This is a genomic window from Acidovorax soli, from assembly GCF_014207955.1.
GTDB lineage: Bacteria > Pseudomonadota > Gammaproteobacteria > Burkholderiales > Burkholderiaceae_C > Acidovorax > Acidovorax soli_A.
Genome location: NZ_JACHLK010000015.1, coordinates 101,522 through 120,294, shown reverse-complemented (window position 1 = coordinate 120,294; position 18,773 = coordinate 101,522). Strand labels below are relative to the sequence as shown.

Sequence of the window (18,773 nt, the reverse complement as noted above, 5' to 3'; positions counted from 1 at the left end):
TCAGGCGTGGGGGGAAGCAAACCAGTGGGCCACTTCGGGCGGCAGCGTGCGCCCGGTCTGGTGGGCACGTTCGAGCACCTGCCAGTAGTAGCGGTAGCTGGCGCGGTCGTGCAGGCTGCCATCGTGGCTGATGGGTGCCCAGTCGGCCTGCGCGGCAGCGGCAATGATGCGGGCGGACAGTGCGATCTCGTCCTGCTGCGGCGCAAAGGCCTGCAGGATGGGGCGGATCTGGCCGGGGTGAATGCTCCACATGCGGGTGTAGCCCAGCTCCGCGCTGGCGCGGGTGGCGGCGGCCTGCATGGCAGCGGTGTCGGAAAACTCGGTCACCACGCAGTGCGAGGGCACCTTGCCATGCGCGTGGCAGGCGGCGGCGATCTCCAGCTTGGCGCGCACCACCAGCGGGTGCTCGAACTGGCCGCGCGAGCCCATGGCCGACGAAGGGATGGCCCCGCCATGCGCGGAGACGAAATCCATGAGCCCGAAGCTGATGCTCTGCACGCGCGGGTGCGCAGCGATCTCGAAGGCGCGGTGCACGGCGGCGGGCGATTCGATCAGCACATGCAGCGGCAGGTGGCCGGCCGATGCGGCAAGCAGCGCCTTCTCGGCGTGCAGCACGTCGTCCACCGACTCGACCTTGGGCACCATGATGTGCGAGAGCCGGTGGCCGGCCTCGCCCGCGATGGTGGCCATGTCGTTGGCAAAAGCCGCATGGTCCACGGTGTGCACGCGGGCGGCCACGCGCGCGCCCTCGGCGGCATTCAGCGCCAGCGATGCGACCAGGCGGGCGTGCTCGCGCTCCTGGCCCACAGGGGCGCCGTCTTCGCAGTCGAGCGTCACGTCGAACACGCAGTGGCCGAACTCGGCCGCCATCTCAGCCTGCAGCTGCAGGCTTTTTTTCATGCGCGCTTCGACACCGCTGTAGTGGTCGCACACGGGCAGGCGGCTGGCAGCGGCCTGGGCGCCCAGCAGTACAGTGGCGGGGTGCGCGGAGGTAGCGTTGCTCGTCATCATGCGGGGCGGCGTTGCGCCACAATGAACATGCGCGGGAAGGCCAGCAGGCGCTTGCCGTCGCTGCGCTCGGGGTAGGCCTCGGCGATGCGGCGCTCGTACTCGGCCAGGAAGCCGGCGCGCAGCGCGTCATCGGGCAGCGCATCGAGGAAGGGGCGCAGCCCGGTGCTGCGCAGCCAGTCGACGATGGAGCCGGCCGAGGGCATGACATGCTGGTAGACCGTGTGCCACACGTCCACGCTGGCGGCATCGCGGGCCAGCATGTCGTAGTAGCCGGCGATGGTGGCCAGCTCGGTGCGCACGGCATCGGCGTCGCCGATGGGCTCGCGCCAGGGCGCTTCGCCGGCCACGGCACGCATCAGGCGGTGCGAGGGTTCCTGCCGGTTGTCGGGCATCTGGATGGCCAGCACGCCGCCGGGGGCGAGCAGGCTGAACAGCCGGGGAACCAGGGTTTCGTGCCCCGCCACCCATTGCAGGGCAGCGTTGGCGTAAATCAGGTCGGGCGCCACGGCGGGCACCCACGTGGCGATGTCGCCACGCTCGAAGGCCGTGCCGGGCAGGCGCTCGCGCGCGCTGGCCAGCATGGCTTCGGAAGTATCGATGCCGGTGACCTGCGCCTGTGGAAAGCGCCGCACCAGCAGCTCGGTGGAATTGCCCGGCCCGCAGCCCAGGTCCACCACGTGGGTGGCCTGGGCCAGGGGAACACGCGCCAGCAGCTCATCGGCCGGGCGCGTGCGCTCGTCCTCGAAGCGGCGGTAGAGCGCGGGGTTCCAGTCGGCCATTGAAGGACTTGGTCTGCGGATTACAGCAGGTGCTTGACGCCGTCTTGCTCGCCTTGCAGCTCGGCCAGGGTCTTGTCGATGCGCTCTTGCGAGAAGGCGTCGATTTCCAGGCCTTCGACGATCTTGTACTCGCCGTTTTCGCAGGTGACAGGGAAGCCGAACATGGTGTCCTTGGGGATGCCGTACTGGCCGTCCGATGGGATGCCCATGGTGACCCACTTGCCGTTGGTGCCCAGGGCCCAGTCACGCATGTGGTCGATGGCGGCGTTGGCAGCCGAGGCAGCCGAAGACAGGCCGCGTGCTTCGATGATGGCGGCGCCGCGCTTGCCCACGGTGGGCAGGAAGGTGTTGGCGTTCCATTCCTGGTCGTTGATCATCTTGGCGACGCTTTCGCCGTTGATGGTGGCGAAACGGTAGTCGGCGTACATCGTGGGCGAGTGGTTGCCCCAGACGGTCAGCTTCTCGATGTCGGCCACGGCCTTGCCGGTCTTGGAAGCGATCTGGCTGGCAGCGCGGTTGTGGTCCAGGCGCAGCATGGCGGTGAAGTTCTTGCGTGGCAGGTCAGGTGCCGACTTCATGGCGATGTAGGCGTTGGTGTTGGCAGGGTTGCCGACGACCAGCACCTTCACATTGCGCGAAGCCACGGCGTTCAGGGCCTTGCCCTGTGCCGTGAAGATGGCGCCGTTGACGGCCAGCAGTTCGGCACGTTCCATGCCAGGGCCGCGGGGGCGCGAGCCGACCAGCAGCGCGTAGTCGGCATCCTTGAAGGCGGTCATCGGGTCGCTGTGGGCTTCCATGCCGACCAGCAGCGGGAACGCGCAGTCGTCCAGCTCCATCATCACGCCCTTAAGCGCCTTCTGGGGGCCTTCGACAGGCACTTCGAGCAGTTGCAGAATGACCGGTTGGTCCTTGCCCAGCATTTCGCCGGAGGCGATACGGAACAGCAGTGCGTAACCGATTTGACCAGCGGCGCCGGTGACGGCAACGCGAACGGGCTTCTTGCTCATGGTGAGAACTCCAGGGAAGTGAGGAAATCAGGGGTGTGTGCAACGCAAGCACCAGCGCCTGTTACCAGCAGCCCGTGCCCCGCAAAACAGCCTTGGAGTGTACCGCCGATTCAATACCCCGGTCAATTTGTCTTATGTCTTATATAAGATATGATCGGAGCCCTGAAAAAGAAACTGGGCAAGGTGTGCGCCTGCCCGTTCGCAGCACCCGCACCGAGCCCCACAGAGCCCCCGACACCGCCCACCAGCCGACCGCCATGTCCTCGATCCCGCTCAACGCCGACAACCCTGCACAGCCCGCGGCTGGTACGGGCGCTGCCACGCCGGCGTTCAGCCCGCTGTACCAGCAGATCAAGGGCCTGATCCTGCAGAGCCTGCAGCAGGGCGAATGGAAGCCGGGCGAGGCCATTCCCAGCGAGATGGAGCTGGCCGCGCGCTTTCGCGTGAGCCAGGGCACGGTGCGCAAGGCCATCGACGAGCTGGCCGCCGAGAACCTGGTGATGCGCCGCCAGGGCAAGGGCACCTTCGTGGCCACGCATGCCGAGCAGCATGTGCAGTACCGCTTTCTGAAGCTCATGCCCGACACCGGTGACGCCCGCGGCGAGGGCCGCGCCCAGCGCCAGGTGATCGACTGCAAGCGCGTGCGCGCCACGGCCGATGTGGCGCGCGCCCTGGCCCTGCGCAGCGCCGACCCGGTGATCCAGGCCCGGCGCGTGCTGTCGTTCGTGGGCGTACCGACCATTCTCGAAGACATCTGGCTGCCGGGCCAGGCTTTCAAGGGGCTGACGGCCGACCAGCTGGCCAGCTACCAGGGCCCGACCTATGCGATGTTCGAAATCGATTTCGGCGTGCGCATGGTGCGCGCCGAGGAGAAAATACGAGCCGTGTTGCCTGACCCCGAACAGGCTGCGGTGCTAAAGGTGGCACCGGGCACGCCGCTGCTCAGCGTGGAGCGCATTGCGTATACCTACAACGATGTTCCTATGGAGTTACGGCGCGGGCTGTACCTCACGGACACGCACCACTACCGTAATGAATTGAGCTGACACCACCCTGGCACCTGAGCGGAAATGTCGATCTTTAGGGACCATTGACCCTCTGTGTGTTGCGTTGCAATAGAATTTTGCGTTCTTTGCATGTCCGAATTACAAAGAAGTTACATCCACGAAAGCACTCAACATGACCGAGCTCGCCAAAAAACGGCCTGAATTCCGCAACATCAATGCCTTCAAGGACCTCACCACCTACCGCATGACGCCTGCGGCCTGGGTGTCGATCCTGCACCGCGCCAGCGGGCTGATCATGTTCCTGCTGTTGCCTTTCATCATCTGGATGTTCGACACCTCGGTGTCGTCCGAAATCTCGTTCGCCAAATTCACGGCGGCATTCAACATCGGCATCGGCTTCGTGCCCGGCTGGTTCATCAAGCTCGTGGCCCTGGCGCTGATCTGGTCGTACCTGCACCACTTCACGGCCGGTGTGCGCCACCTGTGGATGGACGTGAGCCACAGCGCCGTGAACAAGCAGTTCGGCAAGAGTTCGGCGCTGACCGTGTTCGTGATCAGCATCGCCCTGGCCCTGGTGCTGGGCGCCAAGCTGTTCGGCCTGTACTGACCCATCCAATAAAAAAGGCGGCGGCCGCTGCCACCCAGTGCCCCCCACATAACAAGAGGAAAAACATCCATGTCCGTCAATTACGGTTCCAAGCGCGTCGTCGTCGGCGCCCACTATGGTCTGCGCGACTGGCTGAGCCAGCGCGTCACGGCAGTGCTGATGGCGCTGTTCACGCTGGCCCTGCTGGTGCAGGTCATCTTCAACAAGGGCCCCATCGGCTATGACAAGTGGGCCGGCATCTTCTCGGCCCAATGGATGAAGGTGCTGACCTTCACCGTGATCATTTCGCTGGCCTGGCACGCCTGGGTGGGCGTGCGCGAAGTCCTGATGGACTACATCAAGCCCGTGGGCCTGCGCCTGGCGCTGCAGGTTTTCACCATCGTCTGGCTCGTCGGCTGCGCCGGCTGGGGCATCCAGGTTCTGTGGCGTCTCTGATTGATCCCCCCGCGACTGAAGGCAAACAACAATGAGCTACACCAAAGCTAACATCACCAAGCGCAAGTTCGACGTCGTCATCGTCGGCGCCGGCGGCTCCGGCATGCGCGCATCGCTGGAACTGTCCCGCGCAGGCCTGAACGTGGCCTGCCTGTCCAAGGTCTTCCCCACCCGCTCGCACACGGTGGCGGCGCAGGGCGGCGTGTCCGCCTCGCTGGGCAACATGAGCGAGGACAACTGGCACTACCACTTCTACGACACCATCAAGGGCTCCGACTGGCTGGGCGACCAGGACGCCATCGAGTTCATGTGCCGCGAAGCACCGAACGTGGTGATCGAGCTCGAACACTTCGGCATGCCGTTCGACCGCAACCCCGACGGCACCATCTACCAGCGCCCCTTCGGCGGCCACACCGCCAACTACGGCGAGAAGCCCGTGCAGCGCGCCTGCGCCGCTGCCGACCGTACCGGCCACGCCATGCTGCACACGCTGTACCAGCAGAACGTGAAGTCCAAGACCAACTTCTTCGTGGAGTGGATGGCGCTGGACCTGATCCGCAACGACAAGGGCGACGTGGTCGGCGTGACCGCACTCGAACTGGAAACCGGCGACCTGTACGAGCTGCAGGCCAAGGCCGTGCTGCTGGCCACCGGCGGTGCGGGCCGCATCTTCGCGGCATCGACCAACGCCTTCATCAACACCGGCGACGGCCTGGGCATGGCGGCACGTGCCGGCATCCCGCTGCAGGACATGGAGTTCTGGCAGTTCCACCCCACCGGCGTGGCCGGCGCGGGCGTGCTGCTGACCGAAGGCTGCCGCGGTGAAGGCGCCATCCTGCTCAACAGCAATGGCGAGCGCTTCATGGAGCGCTATGCGCCCACCCTGAAGGACCTGGCACCACGCGACTTCGTGTCGCGCTCGATGGACCAGGAAATCAAGGAAGGCCGTGGCTGCGGTCCGAACAAGGACTACATCCTGATGAAGCTGGACCACCTGGGCGCGGACACCATCCGCAAGCGCCTGCCATCGGTGGAAGAGATCGGCCACAACTTCGCCAACGTGGACATCACCAAGGAACCGATTCCTGTGGTGCCCACCATCCACTACCAGATGGGTGGCATCCCCACCAACATCAACGGCCAGGTCGTGGTGCACGACGGCCAGCAGAACAACATCGTCAACGGCCTCTACGCCGTGGGCGAGTGCTCGTGCGTCTCGGTGCACGGCGCCAACCGCCTGGGCACGAACTCGCTGCTGGACCTCTTGGTCTTCGGCAAGTCGGCCGGCAAGCACATCGTGAACTTCGTCAAGGGCTCGGGCGAGCACCAGCCCATGCCCGCCAACGGTGCCGACCGCACCCTGGCCCGCCTGAACCAGCTGCAGGACTCGACCGAAGGCATCTACGCCCAGGACGTGGCCAACGACATCCGCTCGAGCATGCAGCAGCACGCCGGCGTGTTCCGCACGCAGGCCAGCATGGACGAAGGCGTGGTCAAGATCAACGCCATCCGTGAACGTGTGAGCGGCGTGACCCTGAAGGACAAGTCCAAGGTCTGGAACACGGCCCGCATGGAAGCCCTGGAAGTCGACAACCTGATCGAAGTGGCCCAGGCCACGATGACCTCGGCCGCGGCCCGCCGCGAATGCCGCGGCGCGCACACGGTGTACGACTACGAGCACCCTGCCGACCACGCCGAGTTCCCGCTGGGCCGCAACGACAAGGAGTGGATGAAGCACACCCTGTGGCACAGCGCAGACAACAGCCTGACCTACAAGCCCGTCAACCTCAAGCCCCTGACGGTGGACAGCGTGCCTCCCAAGGTCCGTACGTTCTGAAGAACCAGCAGCCTCACGAAAGAACAACATGAAGCGCACCTTTCAAATCTACCGCTACGACCCGGACAAGGACGCCAAGCCCTACATGCAGACCATCGAGATCGAGCTCGATGGCCACGAGCGCATGCTGCTCGACGCCCTGGTCAAGCTCAAGCAGCAAGACCCCAGCCTGTCGTTCCGCCGTTCGTGCCGCGAAGGCGTGTGCGGTTCGGACGCCATGAACATCAACGGCAAGAACGGCCTGGCCTGCCTGACGAACATGAACACCCTCAAGGGCACCATTGTTCTGAAGCCCCTGCCCGGCCTGCCGGTGATCCGCGACCTGATCGTGGACATGACGCAGTTCTTCAAGCAGTACAACTCGATCAAGCCCTACCTGATCACCGAAGACCTGGCCCCCGAGAAGGAACGCCTGCAGAGCCCCGAAGAGCGCGAAGAGCTCAACGGCCTGTACGAGTGCATTCTGTGCGCCAGCTGCTCCACGAGCTGCCCCAGCTTCTGGTGGAACCCCGACAAGTTCGTGGGCCCCGCCGGCCTGCTGCAGGCCTACCGCTTCATCGCCGACAGCCGCGACGAAGCCACGGGTGCGCGCCTGGATAACCTGGAAGACCCGTACCGCCTGTTCCGCTGCCACACCATCATGAACTGCGTGGACGTCTGCCCCAAGGGCCTGAACCCCACGATGGCCATCGGCAAGATCAAGGAACTGATGGTGCGCCGCGCCGTCTGATCTGAAGAAGAGCGAACGAACGAGCGAACCCTGCCATGTCCGAGACCTCGCCCCCCCTCGCCCGCACGCCGGCTCCGACCGACCTGCTGGACGACCGCGAACGCGCCAAGCTGCACTGGCGTTCACGGCGCGGCCTGCTGGAGAACGATCTCTACATCGAGAACTTCTTCGCGCTGCACGGGGCGAGCCTCAACTGGCGCCAGGCCTACGGCATGACCGAGCTGATGAACCTGGCAGACAACGACCTTTTGGACCTGGTGCTTGCTCGCCGCGAGCCCGAAGGTCCTCTCGATACAGAAGAAGTGCGTGAAGTACTCGGCATGCTGCGGCTCAGTGGTGGCGCAGCGCGGCCCCGGGCCTGATCTGGAGACAGGGCCCCTTACCACCGGAATTCCGGCAACCTACCCAAGGAAAGTAACAATGAAGCTAGCTGACAACAAAGCCACCCTGTCGTTCAGTAACGGCAGCCCCAGCGTGGACCTGCCGGTCTACCAGGGCAGTATTGGCCCGGACGTCATCGACATCCGCAAGCTGTACGCGCAAACGGGCATGTTCACCTATGACCCGGGCTTCCTGTCGACGGCAGCGACCCAGTCGGCCATCACGTACATCGATGGCGACAAGGGCGAACTGCTGTACCGCGGCTACCCCATTGAGCAGTTGGCACAGAACTGCGACTTCCTGGAAACCTGCCACCTGCTGCTGTACGGTGACCTGCCCAACGAAGCCCAGAAGACCGACTTCACCAGCCGCGTGACCAACCACACCATGGTCAACGAGCAGATGCAGTTCTTCCTGCGTGGCTTCCGCCGCGACGCGCACCCCATGGCCGTGCTGACCGGCCTGGTGGGCGCCCTGTCGGCCTTCTACCACGACAGCACGGACATCAACAACCCGCAGCACCGTGAGATCGCCGCTATCCGCCTGATCGCCAAGATGCCCACCCTGGTGGCCATGGCGTACAAGTACGGTGTGGGCCAGCCCTACATGTACCCGCAGAACAACCTGAGCTACGCAGGCAACTTCCTGCGCATGATGTTCGGCACGCCCTGCGAAGAGTACAAGGTCAACCCCGTGCTGGAACGCGCGCTGGACCGCATCTTCATCCTGCACGCTGACCACGAGCAGAACGCATCGACCTCCACCGTGCGCCTGTGCGGCTCGTCGGGCACCAACCCGTTCGCAGCCATCGCCGCCGGCGTGGCCTGCCTGTGGGGCCCTGCCCACGGCGGCGCCAACGAAGCAGCCCTGAACATGCTGTACGACATCCAGGCCCAAGGCGGCGTGGAAAAGATCGGCGAGTTCATCAAGCAGGTCAAGGACAAGAACTCCGGCGTCAAGCTCATGGGCTTTGGCCACCGCGTGTACAAGAACTACGACCCCCGCGCCAAGCTCATGCAGGAAACCTGCAACGAAGTGCTGGCCGAACTGGGCCTGGAAAACGACCCGCTGTTCAAGCTGGCCAAAGAACTGGAAAAGATCGCCCTGGAAGACGACTACTTCGTGCAGCGCAAGCTCTACCCGAACGTGGACTTCTACTCCGGCATCGTGCAGCGCGCCATCGGCATCCCCGTGAACCTGTTCACCGGCATCTTCAGCCTGGCCCGCACCGTCGGCTGGATCGCCCAGCTGAACGAAATGATCGGCGACCCCGAGTACAAGATCGGCCGCCCACGCCAGCTGTTCACGGGCTCCGTGCGCCGCGACGTGCCGCCACTGGCCAAGCGCTGAGCGTTTGGTTGCGCGAAGAAGGCTTCGGTCTTCTTGGCACAGACAGGAAAGCCCGCTTCGGCGGGCTTTTTTATTGCAAGTATTCGTTGGTAGCACGAGGGGTGGGTCGGCAATAAACCTCTCGCACCTGACAGATTTTCTATTCTTTGGCTTGGTTTTGGAAGGCAATAATAGCCGCGCTCAGCTTCTGTTCCAGCTCACAGAGCTGTGCTGTGATCACCGACACCACATCTTGCACCGACAAAAACTCTCGATCTCTTCCAAATACAATCAATCCCGCCACATTGATCAACTGAATAGGATATATACCTCGCAGAGAACGGGCTAGCAACTCAGCACATGCCTCAAGAACCAAAGTCCCGGAGTAGGCCCAATCATCTCCCAAATCACCTCTAAGTCCATGCTCAATACGATGGTATTTGGGTAAATCCCAATACTGCACCCTGCAGACCTCCAAGCGATCATAAAGTTCTCGGAGACGCATAGCGGCTATATCGCCACCTGCGGTAGCGCGCACCTGTTCAAGTGTTGTTAATTGCACATTTGTGAGATTCGCAGCTTCTATTGCTCCGCTTTGAAAACCCGATTCACATAAAATTATCCCTCTATCAGCGCCCAGATCCACCACAATTTGACGCAATCCAAGAACGTGCAATTTAGAGACTGGTGTTTTCCAATGTTTGCATTCCACTAACCAAGTTACATCAAAGCCAGCATGGTGTGATTTCACCACCACGTCGACAGCATGAGACGTTCGAGCCCCATTCAGTGTTACGTCTGTATTCGCATCAAGTCCCATTGATCGAAAAAGCGCCGCAGCCTCTTCCTGATATCCCTTCCAATCTTCAGTCACTTCCTCTCCTCCATGACTGAGTGATCATACAAAGTTTTTACTACTGCCGCTCCTTTAAAGTCGAATCATTTTTGAACCAATCAGTACAAACACCAATGCCGACAAGGCGTGACATTTGCTTAGAAGTCACGCAATAATTTGCAGATGAGTTGCAAAATCATAGCAGTGGGAAAGCGCCGAGATGGCGGTACCCGTTATTGGTGCATGGAACACCATGCCAACGCCACAGCAAAGTATGGGGTAGCTGCGGACAAGTGTGTCGCGGCTGACGATCCGCCGATCAAGGCCGAGGAAACACTGCATTTGAATTTCGTCGACTATCCGGGCGGAATCGCGCTTTGGGGTTCGGTTCCCGCGATCTATGACACTACGACCCAGCCCATTGACCGAGGCATACATGTACATGCAAGATCGACCAAAGGCGGCTTGAAAAACATTGACAAGACCTATCGGAGGTTGCAGGTTCCTTATAGGGTTGATTTACTCTCCGATGGCTGGGTGAACGTTGATGAGATCGACGCGATCAACTACATGATCTCCAGCGTCTTCGGCTTTGAGACCATCCCGGTCCATTGTGTTTACTGTGGCTTTCCCCATCTTGATCGCGACTGGTTTGCTGTGCATTCTCATCGTAAACACCAATGCCACGGCTGCGGCCGTCAATTCTCTGATCCTATGGGCCTTGGTATCGGAAATCCCATTGCAGCCCTGCGCCACATGCTTGGAGCAACACCCACCAAAAAGCGGAAGGCTCCCGACAGCATCGCGATCAAACAATGTGACTACCCCGGTGGCATTCAACTCTGGGGATCGAACCCGGCGATTTTATGGACATCCTCAGATCCCGAAATGACAGGAATTCACTTACATGCATTCAAAATGCATGATCAGGAATTTCCTGAAGTAGATGAGACCTACGCCAAGGTGACAATTGACGGCATTAAGATCGATGCCGATCAAGTACGGACATACATGGCGCAATCGGCCATGCCCCACTTGGAGGGCAGGGTGTTAGACTTGTCCTGCCCGCATTGTGCTGAGCCACACATCGATAAAGGCGAGCACGCATTTACGCCACACATTGATCACGAGTGCTACTCGTGCGGCCAGAGTTTCCGGGCTTTGAGCCAGATCAAAAAAACGATCGGCAACCCATTCGTTGGAACGCGCAAAAAATTGGGGCTTTCCGCCACTGGGCCGGTACGCGAGGACAAACTGGGGCTGCGCCCCGAGACAATCTAAGGCTGAAAGTCAGCCAACGCCAAGTGCGGCAGAAATCCACCTAGGCGCTTCATTTGCAGATAGGCCGTAAAGGCCTCCGTCGCCGTCAAGTACCCGGCGACTACAGTTTCTCGAAGCAAGCCAACAGTTCCAGTCATTCGAGAGGCGCCGATCTCCTGTGCGATGACCCTGCGCGCAGCACCATCATCGCATGCAACAACACATCCCAACGCCTTCGCCGCTAGGATGCACTCAGTCTCTCCAGGGCCCAACTCCCAAAAAGCCAATGCATCCTCGAACTCCGTAGCAGCTATTGCGGTGTCATCGACCCATTCAATGTCGCCACGCTCGACAGCGACTTGAATCTCGTTGGCAACCGTGCGCGATTCACGACGCACTTCTGGACTCACTTGGAATGAACGGCCAGGAAGCGAAAGGACTTGGGCGAGCACGCCACCGTTGTGCAAGTTAATCAATGTGGATGCGTCGAGGACGACGATCACGCGCTGATTTCCGAGTTTGCGACCACGATGGCCGAAATCGGAACGTTTAGCAGTTCCGCAGCTTTGCCAAGCGACAACTCACCGGTTCGCACTTTCTCCGCAGCAGACTCCATAAGCATTGGCGATGTTGCAATCACGAGATCCTGCCGCGAGGGGACACCTACGCTCGCAGCGAATTTCTCGGGATTCTTAAAGTCGTCCTGCAACCGTTGGTAGAAAGCACGCGCACCGCTTGAGGGAAGTAGACCAAACGTCTCAAAGCGCCTTGCCGCCACTTCAAAGCTGACGTGAAAGATATGCCCGATCCAAGCGATCTCAGCAGCTCCGAGCGGCTGCTGAGAGATGCCAAGTTGATCACGCACTGCTTTCAGAGCACTCAGCACGCCGTGTTTCGGTAACAGTAGCGCCGAAGCAAAGGCGTCGGCGAACTTCTCCTCTGCTCGCCGAGGACTGCGTGACCAGTCCGCCTCTTTGTCCATGTGCGCGTAACCTTGTTTTCGAGCGTCGTGGTGGGCAACTAGATGCCCTAGTTCATGCGCCAACGTGAAAAGCATCCTTGGCTTAAAGGTGCGAGGACCAATGATCACGATCGCGTGACCCTCCACAATCGCGGAGACGCCCTCAACAGTAGGATCTCGAGAAAAAAGCAGCCATACGCCCATATCGGCTAACACCTGTGCCAAATGAGGGAACGGCTCCAGGTCGTCAATATCCGCGAACGTCTTGCGAAATAAATCAGCGAACTCGGAGGCCGCATCCGGGGTCGCATCCATTCCCTTGAAGATATCGAGCCAAGAGAGGTCAGAAGATCGTCCGCGAGCCACGGATAGGGCGTCCCGCACCTGGGACGAAAGCACATCGATGTGTGAGGAGACCTCTACAGCCTCACGCTGCTCCAACGTCTGCCGAAACAGCATCTTGATCGGTTCCGCCGTCTCGCGCCTGCCATCCATCAAGCTGGACAAAGGAATCTGCAGCGCCTTTGCTATGCCCCGCATCTCGCCCAGAGTTGCTTTCGCGCCTCCCACGACTTGCTGAAACCTATCAGGAGTTATACCGGCCTTTTTCGCAGCCTTCTCGACCGTGAGGCTCTTGCTCGCAAGGTGAGCGGCAATGTTGGTCACGAGCGCGCCTCTTGCTTGATGTCATCTAGCGCACGCAGCAGGCGGTCTACCTGCATGGTCGAGAGTTTGCGACTACGCCCCACCACTTGCTGCATCCGGTACCCTGGCACTTCAAGAATTTTTGAGAGGATGCCTACTGAGCGGTCGCGGCCAAGTTCTACCTCCTTGGGAGTCTCTAGCATCACCGGATCTTTACCCAAGATGTAGTTCTTGATCCTGCTTTCGAACTTATCGTGGTGGTCGCGCGGATCCTGAGTGCCATCAGGTAAGGCAATGATGTTTCCCGTGCGCTGCTTGCCGTCAAAGCGTAGTGCATTCTCGGGATGGCGCCGCAAAGCCTCGAGCTGATCGTCCAGCTTCTTGTCAATCTGCATCCCGCCGATGACATATTGGGGAATGGTTCGCCCCCGGCTCCCACTGATCACGAAGATGTGATCGCCGGGCTTGACCATGCGTCGCAAGTCAGGTCTGCAGGTGCCCATTGATGGTTTTGATGAGCTAAGCATTGGATCCACGAGTGCTAGGCCGGCTCCCGGGTCGGAGCCTGGCGACACGAAGATATAGCTGGACATAGCGTCTCCACAGAATGATGCTGTATTTTTAAACAGTATTCAATCTTTCGCAAGCCCCATTGCAGCTTTGCACCTCAAAGCCTTTAAATCACCGCCTCCCCGGCCCCCCAAACCTCTCCCGATACGCCTGCGGCGTAATCCCCAAATGCCGCACAAACAGCTGCCGCAACGCCTGCTCCGACCCCATGCCCACGCGCGCGGCCACGGTCTTGATCGGCAGTGCAGCCTGCGGCTGGGAGGTTGATGATTCGAGCAACCGCCGCGCCCCCTCCAACCGCGCTGCATCGACAAATGCCGACGGCGTCTGCCCCGTCTCCTGCACAAACACCCGCCGAAAGTGCCGTTCGCTCATGGCCGCGCGCGCCGCCAGGGCGGCCAGGGGCATGGGTTCGTGCAGGTTCTCCAGCACCCAGCTTTGCACGGCCTGGATGTCGCGGTGGGTGACTCCCTGGCTGGCCAGTTGTACGCTGAACTGGGACTGGCCGCCGGGGCGCTTGAGGTACATGACCAGATCGCGCGCCACCTCCAGCGCGAGGGCGTGGCCGAAGTCTTCTTCGACCAGGGCCAGGGCGAGGTCGATGCCGGCGGTGACGCCGGCCGATGTCCACAGCGATCCGTCGCGCACGTAGATGGCGTCGGGGTCCACGTCGATGGCGGGGTAGCGCTGGCGCAGCAGTGCAGCCACGCTCCAGTGGGTGGCGGCGCGGCGGCCGTCGAGCAGACCGGCGGCAGCCAAAAAGAAGCTGCCGGAGCACAGGGCGATCATGCGGTCCACGCGCGGGGCCACGCGGGCGGCCCAGGCGACCAGGTCGGGCGAGGCGGCGAGCACCTGTTCGATGTTGCGCGAGCCGACCAGCACCACGGTGCAGCCGGGGCCGCCTTCTCCTGCTTGCTGTTGCTGCTCCAGCCCGGCCAGGGTGTGGGTGGCGGCGAGGGCCATCAGGGTGTCGGACTGCACGGCCCCGGCCTGGGCTGCGACCACGCGCACGGCGTAGCCATCGGGCCGGCCGTGCTGGCGCAGGTGCACGTTGGCGTAGTCGAACACGGACATGGGGCCCACGGCCTCCAGCGCCTTGAAGCCGGGGTAGACGACGAGGTCGATGCGGTGGGGCTGGCCGGCGGGGTGGTGGTGGGGATGGTGGTGGTCCATTGAGCTGCGGAGAGCAAAGAAGCGCGGTGGACTATACGGGAGGCCATGTCCGCCAAGGCCATGAACGATGGAATTCGGCCATACCCCCAAGGTCTGCGGCCATGGGTTTCGGTGTGCCCCCCACATGGCCTACAGTCTGGGCGTCCACCCATGCCATGAGGCCGCAGAGCCTTTGGCCCCCTCCCCTTTACCAACCCAATCCCCCAACACCATGACCATCAAATCCAAAGCCGCCGTGGCCTTCAAGGCCGGAGAACCCCTGCAGATCGTCGAGATCGACGTGGCACCGCCCAAGAAGGGCGAGGTGCTGATCCGCATCACCGACACGGGTGTGTGCCATACGGATGCCTTCACCCTGAGCGGTGACGACCCCGAGGGCCTGTTCCCCGTGGTGCTGGGCCATGAAGGCGCGGGCATTGTGGTGGAAGTGGGCGAAGGCGTGACCAGTGTGAAGCCGGGCGACCACGTGATTCCGCTGTACACGGCGGAGTGCGGCGAGTGCCTGTTCTGCAAGAGCGGCAAGACCAACCTGTGCGTTTCGGTGCGCGCCACGCAGGGCAAGGGCGTGATGCCCGATGGCACCACGCGCTTCAGCTACAACGGCCAGCCGATCTACCACTACATGGGCTGCTCGACCTTCAGCGAGTACACGGTGGTGGCCGAGGTGTCGCTGGCCAAGATCAACCCCCAAGCCAACCCCGAGCAGGTGTGCCTGCTGGGCTGCGGCGTGACCACGGGCCTGGGCGCGGTGAAGAACACGGCCAAGGTGCAGGAGGGCGATACGGTGGCGGTGTTTGGCCTGGGCGGCATTGGCCTGGCGGTGATCCAGGGCGCCAAGCTGGCCAAGGCGGGGCGCATCATCGCCATCGACACCAACCCCAGCAAGTTCGACCTGGCCAAGGTGTTTGGCGCCACGGACTGCATCAACCCCAAGGACTTTGACAAGCCGATCCAGCAGGTGATCGTGGAGATGACGACCTGGGGCGTGGACCATTCCTTCGAGTGCATTGGCAATGTGAACGTGATGCGTGCGGCGCTGGAATGCGCGCACCGCGGCTGGGGGCAGTCGGTCATCATCGGCGTGGCGGGTGCGGGGCAGGAGATCTCCACCCGCCCCTTCCAGTTGGTCACAGGCCGCAAGTGGCTGGGCACGGCCTTTGGCGGCGTGAAAGGCCGCAGCGAGCTGCCCGGCATGGTGGAAGACGCCATGGCCGGCAAGATCCAGCTGGAGCCGTTTGTGACGCACACCATGGGGCTGAAGGACATCAACGAGGCGTTTGACCTGATGCACGAAGGCAAGTCGATCCGCTCGGTTGTGAAATACGCTGCCTGAGGCCTGGCGAGCGATGACCACCTCGTTTGAACTGCTCAGCGAGCACGCCTGCTTTGGCGGCGTGCAGCGCTTCTACCAGCACGCCTCTGCCGAGATCGGGCTGCCGATGAAGTTCTCGGTCTACCTGCCGCCGCAGGCTACGCAAGGGCCCGTGCCGGCCCTGCTGTACCTGGCAGGGCTGACCTGCACGGAAGAGACCTTCATGGTCAAGGCCGGGGCGCAGCGCCTGGCGGCCGAGCTGGGGCTGGCGCTGATTGCGCCCGACACCAGCCCGCGTGGCGCCAATGCGCCGGGCGAGGCCGAGAGCTGGGACTTTGGCGTGGGCGCGGGCTTTTACCTCGACGCCACGGCCGAGCCCTGGGCGAAGCACTGGCGCATGGAAAGCTATTTGATGAAGGAGCTGCTGCCGCAGGTGGCTGCGCAGTTGCCCATCGATGGCGAGCGCCTGGGCATCTTCGGCCACTCGATGGGCGGGCATGGCGCGCTGACGCTGGCGCTGCGCCACCCAGGCCGCTTCAAGAGCCTGTCGGCCTTTGCGCCGATCTGCGCGCCCACGCAGTGCCCCTGGGGCGAGAAGGCCTTCACCGGCTACTTGGGGGCGGACCGCACGGGCTGGATCGAGCACGATGCCACGGTGCTGATGCAGCACCAGCCGATGGCGCCCTACCCCGGCGGCATATTGATCGACCAGGGCCTGGCCGACAAGTTCTTGCCCACGCAGCTGCACCCAGAGCTGTTCGAAGAGGCCTGCCAGGCCATTGGCCAGCCGCTCACGCTGCGCCGGCATGCCGGGTATGACCACGGCTACTACTTCATCCAGAGCTTCATGGCGGACCACCTGGCGCACCACGCAAAGCAACTGGCAGGGGGCTAACGGTCTCTTGGCCCGTCAGTGCTCGGCGCCGCCGGCAGCGCGGATGTCACTGGCCACCGCGAGCGAGGTGGCGGCCATGATGCGCACCGCCTCGGTCACCGTCTCGCGGGCCAGGCTGGGCGCGCCCGGGTGGCGCGTGGCCATGCTGGGCAGGTAGGGCACATGGATGAAGCCGCCGCGCAGGGCCGGCCGGCGCGTGGCGATGTGGTGTGCCAGCGCGTAGAAGATGGCATTGCAGTTGTAGGTGCCGGCCGTTTGCGATACCGAGGCAGGGATGCCCGCTTCGCGCAGCGCAGCCACCAGCGCCTTGATGGGCAGGGTGGAGAAATACGCGGCCGGGCCGCCGGGCACCACGGGCTCGTCCACGGGCTGGCGGCCCGCGTTGTCGGGGATGCGCGCGTCCACGATGTTGATGGCCACGCGCTCCACCGTGATGTCGGCGCGCCCGCCGGCCTGTCCCAGGCAGAGCACCAGCACGGGGTCGAGTTCTTCGATGGCGGCCACCAGGGCCGGGCCCACTTCGGCGATCACGCAGGGCAGTTGGTGGGCCACCAGGCGGTGGCCGGCGATGGTTTCGCCGTCGAGCACGCGCACGGCCTCCCACGAGGGGTTGATGGTTTCGCCATCGAAGGGCTCGATGCCGGTGACGAGGATGCTGCGGGCCATGGTGAACTCGAAGTCGGACAGGCGGCCATCCTAGGATGCGGGCCGCGCGCAGGGAAATGGATTTCCGGTATGCGTCGTATCCACGGCGTGAATGCATGGTGTGCAGCCGGCCGCGTGCGCCCGGCACATGGGGTAGATTGGCAGCATGAACCTCGCGTCGATGGACCTGAACCTGCTGCTCACCTTCGAGGCGCTGTACGAGACCGGCAGCGTGACCCTGGCCGGCCAGCGGCTGAACCGGGCGCAGCCCTCGGTGAGCAATGCGCTGGGCCGGCTGCGCCATGTGTTCCAGGACGAGCTGTTCGTGCGCACGGCCGACGGCATGCTGCCCACGGAGCGCGCACAGGCGCTGATACCGGGCATTGCGCTGGCGCTGGAGCAGCTGCGCCGCGCGCTGGCGCAGGGCCTCGACTTTGACCCGCTGGCCGCCCAGGGCCGGCGCCTCACCATCGCGACCAGCGACTATGCCGACATGGTGCTGGTGCCGCATGTGGTGGCCTTGCTGCGGCGCGAGGCACCGGGCATGGCGCTGCGCGTGGCGCGGCTGAACCGCGAGACGGTGTACGAGCAGCTCGACCAGTCGGCCATCGACCTGGCGATTGGCGGCCTGCTCGACCCGCCCAAGCGCATGCTGCAGCAGCGGCTGTACGAGGAGCACTTTGTCTGCATCGGCGACCATGAGCGGCTGGGCCCGGCCCGCGACGATGAGGCCCTGGACCTGGAGACCTACCTGGCCCGGCCGCATGCGCTTTTCGTGCCCAGCGACAACGGGTCGAGCCGCGGCGTGATCGACATGCACCTGGCACACCTGGGCCGCGAGCGGCGGGTGCTGGCCACGTTTGCGCACATTGCGGCGCTGCCCTTTGCGGTGCGCGGCACCGACCTGCTGGCCACCCTGGCCGCACGGGTGGCGCGCCTCATGGCGCCCCCGGGCACGGCCATACGAACCCTGCCGCCCGAGCTGCAGGACACGGCCTTCGGCATCGACATGGTCTATGGCCGCCGCTCGGAAAACGACCCCGCGGCCCGCTGGCTGCGTGCCCTGGTGGTGCGGGCGGCGCTGCAGGTGGATGGCGCGCCGGGGGCCTGATCGCACGGAGCCACGAAAGCGCTAAGGGGACGCTAAGACGGCATTAATGTGCACTTAAGTCTGGGGCCGGAGACTGCCGTCCATGCTCCAGATCCCCGCCCGGCCCTTCGCCTTTTTCTCATCCTCCTGCTCCCGCACCGCGGGGCCAGCACTGCAGCAGCAGCTGCAGCAGGAGCTGTCGCAGAACCCGCAACGATCTGGCGGTAATGCGCCCGTAAGTGCCAGGCCTGGAGACTGCCTTCC

Annotated in this window: 20 protein-coding genes; 11 read left to right on the top strand and 9 right to left on the bottom strand. The window is 63.1% G+C overall.

Translation table 11 applies throughout. The annotated features are described in order from the left end of the window. The 3 genes from HNP48_RS28085 to HNP48_RS28075 are packed head-to-tail and all read right to left on the bottom strand — an operon-like array spanning position 1 to position 2,797. Positions 1-1,008, bottom strand: coding sequence for a CoA ester lyase (locus tag HNP48_RS28085; RefSeq protein ID WP_184863446.1), 1,008 nt, complete (start codon positions 1,006-1,008; stop codon positions 1-3). Further along, positions 1,008-1,790, bottom strand: coding sequence for a trans-aconitate 2-methyltransferase (tam, locus tag HNP48_RS28080; RefSeq protein WP_184863444.1), 783 nt, complete (start codon positions 1,788-1,790; stop codon positions 1,008-1,010). The genes HNP48_RS28085 and tam overlap by 1 nt, the downstream gene beginning before the upstream one ends. Positions 1,791-1,810: 20 nt before the next feature. After that, complete coding sequence (locus tag HNP48_RS28075; RefSeq protein ID WP_184863442.1) at positions 1,811-2,797, bottom strand: malate dehydrogenase; 987 nt, start codon at positions 2,795-2,797, stop codon at positions 1,811-1,813. Positions 2,798-3,054: 257 nt separating this feature from the next. Between HNP48_RS28075 and HNP48_RS28070 the strand changes: the two genes are divergently transcribed. The 7 genes from HNP48_RS28070 to HNP48_RS28040 all read left to right on the top strand — a co-directional run bounded on the left by HNP48_RS28070 (position 3,055) and on the right by HNP48_RS28040 (position 9,144). Next, complete coding sequence (locus HNP48_RS28070) at positions 3,055-3,843, top strand: GntR family transcriptional regulator (protein ID WP_184863440.1); 789 nt, start codon at positions 3,055-3,057, stop codon at positions 3,841-3,843. Between the two features lie 133 nt (positions 3,844-3,976). Further along, on the top strand, positions 3,977-4,411 hold the full coding sequence (gene sdhC / locus HNP48_RS28065; RefSeq protein WP_184863438.1) for a succinate dehydrogenase, cytochrome b556 subunit: 435 nt from the start codon (positions 3,977-3,979) through the stop codon (positions 4,409-4,411). A 69-nt stretch (positions 4,412-4,480) separates the two neighbouring features. Beyond that, positions 4,481-4,846 carry a succinate dehydrogenase, hydrophobic membrane anchor protein gene (sdhD, locus tag HNP48_RS28060; protein WP_184863436.1) on the top strand — a complete coding sequence of 122 codons (366 nt, stop codon included), beginning with the start codon at positions 4,481-4,483 and terminating at the stop codon, positions 4,844-4,846. A gap of 31 nt (positions 4,847-4,877) precedes the next feature. After that, positions 4,878-6,683, top strand: coding sequence for a succinate dehydrogenase flavoprotein subunit (gene sdhA, locus HNP48_RS28055; protein WP_184863434.1), 1,806 nt, complete (start codon positions 4,878-4,880; stop codon positions 6,681-6,683). A 28-nt stretch (positions 6,684-6,711) separates the two neighbouring features. Beyond that, on the top strand, positions 6,712-7,413 hold the full coding sequence (locus tag HNP48_RS28050; protein WP_184863432.1) for a succinate dehydrogenase iron-sulfur subunit: 702 nt from the start codon (positions 6,712-6,714) through the stop codon (positions 7,411-7,413). A gap of 35 nt (positions 7,414-7,448) precedes the next feature. After that, positions 7,449-7,775 carry a succinate dehydrogenase assembly factor 2 gene (locus HNP48_RS28045; RefSeq protein ID WP_184863430.1) on the top strand — a complete coding sequence of 109 codons (327 nt, stop codon included), beginning with the start codon at positions 7,449-7,451 and terminating at the stop codon, positions 7,773-7,775. 58 nt (positions 7,776-7,833) lie between these two features. Next, entirely contained in the window at positions 7,834-9,144 is a 1,311-nt protein-coding gene (locus HNP48_RS28040) for a citrate synthase (RefSeq protein WP_184863428.1), read from the top strand. A gap of 139 nt (positions 9,145-9,283) precedes the next feature. On the opposite strand, the gene HNP48_RS28035 is transcribed toward HNP48_RS28040, so the two are convergent. Next, entirely contained in the window at positions 9,284-9,997 is a 714-nt protein-coding gene (locus HNP48_RS28035; protein WP_184863426.1) for a restriction endonuclease, read from the bottom strand. A gap of 144 nt (positions 9,998-10,141) precedes the next feature. Here HNP48_RS28035 and HNP48_RS28030 point away from each other — a divergent pair, with 144 nt between their 5' ends. After that, a complete protein-coding gene (locus HNP48_RS28030; protein ID WP_260420408.1) occupies positions 10,142-11,239 on the top strand; it encodes a hypothetical protein in 1,098 nt (365 codons plus the stop codon). Here the strand turns inward: HNP48_RS28030 and HNP48_RS28025 are convergent. The 4 genes from HNP48_RS28025 to HNP48_RS28010 all read right to left on the bottom strand — a co-directional run bounded on the left by HNP48_RS28025 (position 11,236) and on the right by HNP48_RS28010 (position 14,567). After that, positions 11,236-11,721, bottom strand: coding sequence for a hypothetical protein (locus tag HNP48_RS28025; RefSeq protein WP_184863421.1), 486 nt, complete (start codon positions 11,719-11,721; stop codon positions 11,236-11,238). The genes HNP48_RS28030 and HNP48_RS28025 overlap by 4 nt on opposite strands. Then, the gene (locus HNP48_RS35715) at positions 11,718-12,845 is read right to left on the bottom strand and encodes an ImmA/IrrE family metallo-endopeptidase (RefSeq protein WP_184863419.1); all 1,128 of its coding nucleotides are present in this window, start codon (positions 12,843-12,845) and stop codon (positions 11,718-11,720) included. Before HNP48_RS35715 ends, HNP48_RS28025 begins: the two co-directional genes overlap by 4 nt. Next, positions 12,842-13,417: a hypothetical protein gene (locus tag HNP48_RS28015; RefSeq protein ID WP_184863417.1), complete on the bottom strand. Its 576-nt coding sequence runs from the start codon at positions 13,415-13,417 to the stop codon at positions 12,842-12,844. The genes HNP48_RS35715 and HNP48_RS28015 overlap by 4 nt, the downstream gene beginning before the upstream one ends. Before the next feature lie 88 nt (positions 13,418-13,505). Continuing rightward, on the bottom strand, positions 13,506-14,567 hold the full coding sequence (locus HNP48_RS28010) for a GlxA family transcriptional regulator (RefSeq protein WP_184863415.1): 1,062 nt from the start codon (positions 14,565-14,567) through the stop codon (positions 13,506-13,508). 217 nt (positions 14,568-14,784) lie between these two features. On the opposite strand from HNP48_RS28010, the gene HNP48_RS28005 reads away from it, so the two are divergent. Both HNP48_RS28005 and fghA read left to right on the top strand, forming a co-directional pair. After that, entirely contained in the window at positions 14,785-15,900 is a 1,116-nt protein-coding gene (locus HNP48_RS28005; protein WP_184863554.1) for an S-(hydroxymethyl)glutathione dehydrogenase/class III alcohol dehydrogenase, read from the top strand. Between the two features lie 13 nt (positions 15,901-15,913). Then, on the top strand, positions 15,914-16,774 hold the full coding sequence (gene fghA, locus HNP48_RS28000; protein ID WP_184863413.1) for an S-formylglutathione hydrolase: 861 nt from the start codon (positions 15,914-15,916) through the stop codon (positions 16,772-16,774). Between the two features lie 15 nt (positions 16,775-16,789). Here the strand turns inward: fghA and pcp are convergent, their stop codons facing one another. After that, positions 16,790-17,440, bottom strand: a complete 651-nt coding sequence (gene pcp, locus HNP48_RS27995) for a pyroglutamyl-peptidase I (protein ID WP_184863411.1) — start codon at positions 17,438-17,440, stop codon at positions 16,790-16,792. Positions 17,441-17,585: 145 nt separating this feature from the next. Between pcp and HNP48_RS27990 the strand changes: the two genes are divergently transcribed. Then, positions 17,586-18,530: a LysR family transcriptional regulator gene (locus HNP48_RS27990; RefSeq protein ID WP_184863409.1), complete on the top strand. Its 945-nt coding sequence runs from the start codon at positions 17,586-17,588 to the stop codon at positions 18,528-18,530. Positions 18,531-18,773 lie beyond the last annotated feature (243 nt).